Annotated in this window: 8 protein-coding genes and 1 pseudogene; all 9 read left to right on the top strand. The window is 60.1% G+C overall.

Annotated features, from left to right (window positions below; genetic code table 11):
* Window positions 1–237 precede the first annotated feature (237 nt).
* Window positions 238–1158, top strand: coding sequence for a class II fructose-bisphosphate aldolase (gene fbaA / locus JCM19049_RS06605; RefSeq protein ID WP_279402617.1), 921 nt, complete (start codon window positions 238–240; stop codon window positions 1156–1158).
* Window positions 1159–1160: 2 nt separating this feature from the next.
* Window positions 1161–1576, top strand: a pseudogene (locus JCM19049_RS06610) (DUF3151 domain-containing protein).
* Window positions 1577–1673: 97 nt separating this feature from the next.
* The gene (locus JCM19049_RS19065) at window positions 1674–2588 is read left to right on the top strand and encodes a hypothetical protein (RefSeq protein ID WP_279402612.1); all 915 of its coding nucleotides are present in this window, start codon (window positions 1674–1676) and stop codon (window positions 2586–2588) included.
* 273 nt (window positions 2589–2861) lie between these two features.
* A complete protein-coding gene (locus JCM19049_RS19070; protein WP_279402613.1) occupies window positions 2862–3131 on the top strand; it encodes a hypothetical protein in 270 nt (89 codons plus the stop codon).
* Window positions 3132–3453: 322 nt separating this feature from the next.
* Window positions 3454–3867: a hypothetical protein gene (locus tag JCM19049_RS06620; protein ID WP_279402614.1), complete on the top strand. Its 414-nt coding sequence runs from the start codon at window positions 3454–3456 to the stop codon at window positions 3865–3867.
* Window positions 3868–4414: 547 nt separating this feature from the next.
* Complete coding sequence (locus JCM19049_RS19075; RefSeq protein WP_279402615.1) at window positions 4415–4696, top strand: hypothetical protein; 282 nt, start codon at window positions 4415–4417, stop codon at window positions 4694–4696.
* Window positions 4697–5262: 566 nt separating this feature from the next.
* Complete coding sequence (locus JCM19049_RS06625; RefSeq protein WP_279402616.1) at window positions 5263–5778, top strand: DUF4956 domain-containing protein; 516 nt, start codon at window positions 5263–5265, stop codon at window positions 5776–5778.
* Window positions 5778–6254, top strand: coding sequence for a VTC domain-containing protein (locus JCM19049_RS06630; protein ID WP_054821187.1), 477 nt, complete (start codon window positions 5778–5780; stop codon window positions 6252–6254). The genes JCM19049_RS06625 and JCM19049_RS06630 overlap by 1 nt, the downstream gene beginning before the upstream one ends.
* Window positions 6233–6584: VTC domain-containing protein (locus tag JCM19049_RS06635; RefSeq protein WP_374700252.1), on the top strand; the 352-nt coding region annotated here is incomplete at its 3' end. The genes JCM19049_RS06630 and JCM19049_RS06635, both read left to right, overlap by 22 nt.

Here is a 6584-nt window from a genome sequence, read left to right on the forward strand (position 1 = left end):
GTCCGGCGCCCGGTGCCCGGCGTAACTGGCGCGTCACTTACCGTGGCCTCCTGATGCCAACCCAGCGAGGAAGCTAGGATGGAAACGAATTGTCGTCGAGGATGACGGGTTATCCCCGCTCAATCACCAGGAGTGAAGCATGCCTATCGCAACCCCGGATAAATACAACGCCATGATCGACGCTGCCAAGCAGGGGGATACGCCTTCCCCGCCGTCAACGTCACCAGCTCCCAGACCCTGAACGCGGCCATCCGCGGCTTTGCCGAAGCCGAGTCCGACGGCATCATCCAGGTTTCCACCGGTGGCGCCGCCTACTTCTCCGGCGCTTCGGTCAAGGACATGACCGCGGGCTCCCTGGGCTTTGTGGCCTTCGCCCGGGAAGTCGCCAAGAACTACGGGTCAACATCGCCCTGCACACCGACCACTGCCCGAAGGACAAGCTGGATTCCTTCGTACTGCCGCTGCTGGCCGCCTCGGAGGCCGAGGTCAAGGCCGGACGTGACCCCTTCTTCAACTCGCACATGTGGGACCTCCGCCGAGACCCTGGACGAGAACCTGCGCATCGCGGCCGAACTGCTGCAGCGCACCTCCGCCGCCAAGCAGATCCTGGAAGTGGAGATCGGCGTCGTGGGCGGCGAGGAGGACGGCGTGGAAAACGCCATCAACGACAAGCTGTACTCGACCGTTGAGGATGCCATGGCCACCATCCAGGCCCTGGGCACCGGCGAACAGGGCCGCTACATCACCGCCCTGACCTTCGGCAACGTCCACGGTGTGTACAAGCCCGGCGGCGTGAAGCTGCGCCCGGAAATCCTGAAGGACATCCAGGCCCAGGTTGGCTCGAAGGTCGGCAAGGACAACCCCTTCGACCTCGTCTTCCACGGTGGCTCGGGCTCCTCCGAGCAGGAAATCGCTGATGCGGTGTCCTACGGCGTGATCAAGATGAATATTGACACCGACACCCAGTACGCGTTCACCCGCCCCGTGGCCGGACACATGTTCACCAACTACGATGGCGTGCTGAAGGTTGACGGGGAAGTCGGCAACAAGAAGACCTACGACCCGCGCGTCTGGGGCGCCAAGGCCGAGGAGTCCATGGCCGCCCGCGTGGTTGAAGCCGCGCAGCAGCTGGGTTCGGCCGGGAAGGCCCTGAAGTAATGATGATTGGCAAGAACCTGCTGGGCATCCCCGAAACCCTGCTGCCGGAGGAGACCGAGGTTCTTGAGCGGCTGCAGGCCGGCGATGAGCCGGTGGATGTTGCCGCCAAGTACCCCGCCTCCTCACTGGCTTGGGCACTGCTATCCAACGAGGCCCACGACGAGGGGCGGGCGGTGGAGTCCTACGCATACGCGCGGGTCGGGTACCACCGCGGCCTGGATGCCTGCGGCGAGCCGGTTGGAAGGGCCAGGGCCCGGTGCCGTGGCGTCACGAACCGAACCGCGGCTTCCTGCGCTCGCTCTATGCCCTGGGGCGTGCCGCCGCCGCCATCGGTGAAAGCGAAGAGGTGCAGCGCATCTCGGACTTCCTGAACGATTCGGACCCCAACGCGAAGGCCGCCATCGAAGCCGGCGAGTAATCCGAGTAGCACCATGCGCGCCGTTGCCCGGTCCGATTCCGCATCGGTCCGGGCATTCGTGCGCTCAAACGCGCCGGACGGCGGGGAGGGGAAAATCATGAGCAACCCAAAATTCCGGGTTCGCCGAATACTGATTCCGGACTGGCATAGGTCAGTTGCGGGGGTTTACGAAGTCGAGGCGACTCCTCGCGGTGCTTCGATCCCAGCCTTTAGGCTCCGTACTCGTTTTCCCGTGGATGTCATGAGCGCCAGTCGACAACCCGGCAGCTTACTTGCCCAGACGAACCAGATTGAACCTCGTTTGGCGTCCAGCATCGTTCAAGAAGCTGACCGCGCGGCGGGAAAGCGAGGTATTCTCTGGGCTAAGTTTGCGAAGACCGAGGAACCCGGACTCTGGTGCGGTTCGGAGAAGGATCATACTGAACCGGAATGGCCAGTATCTTCAGCACAGGAACGAATGGTCCTGATGCAGTGTCAGTGGATGGCCGAGTGGTTCAGTCGCAAAATGGGTCAGCCCGCCCTCCACGAGACATATTCACTGCTCAGTCGCGGAACTCCAGGTCCTGCTCTTGAACAGCTCCTTGCGACGGTTCGGAAAGGGGGAACTCCTGTTCCGCGTCGTTATGCGAACACCTTCGAGCGTCTGGCTCTAGTGTGTGGTCTACCCGACGATGTGGCCACATCGATCTGGTCATTTGTGTCGCCAACAGATGGTGTGAACTTCTGGTCGGAGCTTTTGCCATTACCAAGAATTAGAGTTTGTTGGGTGCCCGAAGTGGAGGATGAGTTGGTGGAAATTGAATTTACGCCGATTGGATCCTCGGAACCAGAATGGGTCGAGACGAAAAAGTTTCCGACCGGGTGGGTGCCGGGGCCCAGCGAAGCGAGAGAGGTCCTTAACGACCTGCTAGATCGAGACTTCGCAAAGAGCCTTACGGATCTCATCGAAGACGAGCAGTATGCTCCAGCGCACCGCTGGCTGTCGCTATTCCGACAAGACGAATTGGAATGACAACAACTGGGAGCGGGGTTGTCGTTCAATAGTCCGACGGATCGTCGGACACGGAAGGGTTGCCCGAGATTCTGGGTGTAGGCATTTCTGAAACATGACCGCCAAGAAAGGAACCTAATTTATCTTGGCGGTACGAATCAGCCATGCCTCCCGAACCCATGGAACCGAGGAGCGATCATTGATACATGGTAGTTGAACTAGAACACGAATCGTTCGGGCAGGTTGCGGATCAGTTGCGTGAACTAGCCGCCTACGTGGAACACGAGCGTCTCATTGCTGCGGCCCAAACCTTCAGCGTTCGCCAGTGAACTTGAGGAGGAAGTCCTGCCCGATCGACTGCGGCAGATCGCCAGCGAACTGCAGGAGGCGCTTCGAGCCGGTCCCATGAGTATCAGCGATCACCCGATAACGAATTCAAGCGGGGAAGTGGATCCCCAAGCCGCGGCACGATTCGATGCGCTCATCGAGCAACTGCGTAAATTCGCGCGACAGACCAGTCGCCGACCCAGCATGTTCGGCTTGCTGGGCAAGCGAAAACGATAGGCAGTTCGTCAAGGTGCCGTTCACATTGAATTGAATGCCAATCGGCGGTCAGGCAAGTGACGGCGCACCGGCACCCACCGATTTGGACGAAAAATCGGGCTGCGCGCGGAGATTATGAGCAGATGGATGCCTAGAAAGATAAGTGTTCCTGAGGATCCATGGCAGCAAGTTGAAGCGGCTGGCGGAACAGGTAGGGCGCCGCTTGACGACGGTCGGTCGTCAGCTTGACGCTACCTCTGGAAGCTACAAACACGGTGGTTTGCATGGAGATTGCAACAGTGAGCATCGAATCGCCGTTCGAGGAAGATGACTGTAATGGAAGTTGGTGGAGACAATGCTCGAGAAAGCTGAGCGCAAACCGCGTTATGCCAAGGGGGCCGACGCCGTGTCCTGGGCTGTTGCCATCGCCGCTCCATTCTCGGCAGTTGCGTTGTCTCTGTTCTTCGTGGGGGTGGGTGTGCTTCCACTGCTTTTGCTGGGAGTAGCCGTAGGAGTGCTGTGTGGATCTGCGATGTACTATTTTCTGCGTCCAAATCTGGCTGGTGTGGCGCTTTCACTAGTGGTCTTCGCCAGCGTTGCGCTGCTTGGCCTCACCGAGAGCCGATGGCTGGGTTTGTGGCCAACGGAATTGGTGAGTGCGGTGTCCGGGGCCATTATTGGGGCACACTTCAGGTTCCTGGCGGATCGGCGCTATTCGAGAACCGGCAATGTGTCGCGTCGTGAGGGAAGAGTTTGAAGAACGCTCGGTCCAGGGTCCGCCGAATCAATAATGGCGCCCGCAATTTTCGTCGCGGTGCGTTGTATAACGTCGAGGCAATCCCGCCGGCGCGATTATGTCAGCTTTCCGTGGAGGGGCAAGTAGCTCCCCAATAACTCATGAGCGAAATCTGTAGACATCGGCGCATGGACTCCAATCTTTACTAGTCGACGTGATGTTGTTGGTTCAACAAGCCGATCGAACCCTCTGGAAAGGCGGTGCCGGGCGCCGGGACAAGTGGCAGTCGCTATTCAGGGGGGACGTGATCTCGAGCCAATCACGGTCATGTCTTTGAAGGCGGGTTCAGGCTGACGACCCCAAGACATTCCAGACATATCGCGCCGCAAACCGGATTTAAGGGATCATGCTAGTTGCGGGACGCGAACCAAACAGGAAAACCGAATTCTCGGCGACTCGGCGACTCGGCGACAGGGGAGCTCATAGGAAAATGGCCGCTCAATTAGACGGAGCATCACGCCAGGAGTTAGCAGGCAAGCTTCAACGGCTTGCGAGGTACCTTGAGGGAATGTGGCAACCAGAAATTGCCCAGAAGTACGAAAAGGCTGCACTTGAACTTGAGCGCGGTGTCACGCCACAACGGCTATATCAAATCTGCAAGACGGTTTTGACCACGGTCACCGGACACCATGATGGTCTGTTGGTAATTTACGTTCAAAAATCTGACGGATCACCGGACTCCAGAGAAACTGAAAAATATAATGTTTTACTCAAAGAAGTTCAAGCTTTCGCGCGCCGAACCGTTATTGTTGCTAGATTCCATTGGGCTGCCCGTGGATTCCGGTGGTAGGCATTAAAAGGTCATCTGACGCACTGTATCTAATGAAATAGGCGACCGTACTCCTCGGGGCGAAGTGCGGAAGGACTACACACTGGGGCGTAGGTCGAATCTTCCGATGGGTGCATCGGGCAGATCTGGCTCCTGAAAGGGGCACCGCAACCCGGTGAGCTGCCTGGTTCAGCGATCTAGTTGATAAGAAGATGCTGGAGTTGGTCTATCTTCTGATCGCTTCCGGAGGCACCCGATCCGCCCTTGACCCCTCGTGCGCCGGGCCGCTTGCTCTCTCGGGCGATTGATGCGGGTTTTTCAGGCTTCCACTGGTAGCGCCGGACCGTCAGTTGTTGTCATGCATCCCATGACGCACATGAGAGTCTTCTCATCGGCTTCTTTTATTTCCTTCATTTGGCCTTCCTACTCTTGAAACAAGAGATGAACTTCCGGTGAAAGGTAAATGAAATGTTGTCATTCTGGATGGCGCTGGCGGCCAATGTTCTTGGCATGACGGCGCTGGTTTACTTCGTGTACTTCCGTCGGCACTTCCGCCGCGACCTCGTGCTGGCCTACATTGCCTGAGCATGGGCATCTTCGCGGTCACCCTGCTGCTCTCAGGCAGCGGCGCAGGGATGGGCCTCGGCTTGGGGCTGTTCGGCATCCTGTCGATCATTCGTCTGCGCTCGGACACGCTGACCCAGGAGGAAGTGGCCTACTACTTCATTTCCCTGGCCATTGGTCTGGTCAACGGCCTGCACCCCGATCCGGCCTGGTTCTCCCCGGCGGTGACCGCCGCCCTGGTGCTGGTCATGTTCCTGGCCGATCACCCGGGTTTCGCCCCGCGCACCCAGCGCCAGACCGTCACCCTGGAACGCGCCTACCCGCGCAATGAGGACCTGGTCGCGGCACTGGAGGAACTGCTGGGAGCCAAGGTGCTGCGCACCGTGGTGACCGAGCTGGACATGGTCCGGGATCTGACCATCGTTGACGTCCGCTTCCGGGTGACCCCGTCCACCGGCACCAAGGACTTCCACGGCACCTACGAGCTGGCCAATGTCCCCTCCCAGGTTCCCGGCGGCAAGCAGGAGACGTGGTCCTAATGACTGCGGCACCACAAGACGTCCACGCGGCGGGCACCGGGCATACCGGACGCGCCCGCCAGGCGTTGGAGGAAGCCGTCGCCCGCCGGGCCCCGATCCAGCTGGAGGAGGTGATCCGCGAAGCGGCCCTGCAGACCCGGGTGGACCGCAAGTTCCTGTTGACTCCCGAGCAGTTCACCGCCATGGTGCAGAAGCTGGGGAAGGACTTCAGGATCATGCAGATCGAGGGACTGCGCACCTTCCGCTACGAGTCGGTGTACTTCGACACCGCCGATTTTGAGCAGTACCGTGCCCACCGGCAGGGTCGGCGCCGGCGCTACAAGGTTCGCAGCCGCACCTACGTGGACACGGGGTTGTCGATGTTTGAAATCAAGACAAAGGGGCTGCGCGGCAACACGGTCAAGCACCGCATCGAGCAGGACCCTGCCGACTGCGGCGGCTCACCGAACGCAGCATGCGCTTCCTGGACGAGGTGATTGCCCGCGAGTACGGCGAACAGGTGCCGGATTTGCGCCCGGTGCTGGACAGCTCCTATGTGCGGGCCACCTTCGTGAACCCGCTGGATGGGGAGCGGGTCACCTGCGACGTGGAGCTGGCCTATTCCAATGGCCGCGAACAGGTGGACGGCCCGGATCTGGTCGTCGTGGAGACCAAGTCCGCGGACGGGCGGGGGGTCTCGGACCGGGCCCTGGCGGAGCTGGGCATCCGGCCGGAGAGCATGAGTAAGTACTGCATCGGCGTGGCACTGCTGAACCCGCAGCTGCCGGCCAACCGCTGGAGCCGGCTGCTGAAGCAGCGGTTCAGCG

This window comes from Arthrobacter sp. JCM 19049, assembly GCF_001310435.1.

Bases quoted from the DNA above. Each gene is read 5' to 3' on its own strand.
- JCM19049_RS19065 (WP_279402612.1), top strand. From the start codon at position 1,674: ATGAGCAACCCAAAATTCCGGGTTCGCCGAATACTGATTCCGGACTGG.
- JCM19049_RS19075 (WP_279402615.1), top strand. From the start codon at position 4,415: ATGTGGCAACCAGAAATTGCCCAGAAGTACGAAAAGGCTGCACTTGAA.
- JCM19049_RS06625 (WP_279402616.1), top strand. From the start codon at position 5,263: ATGGGCATCTTCGCGGTCACCCTGCTGCTCTCAGGCAGCGGCGCAGGG.
- JCM19049_RS06630 (WP_054821187.1), top strand. From the start codon at position 5,778: ATGACTGCGGCACCACAAGACGTCCACGCGGCGGGCACCGGGCATACC.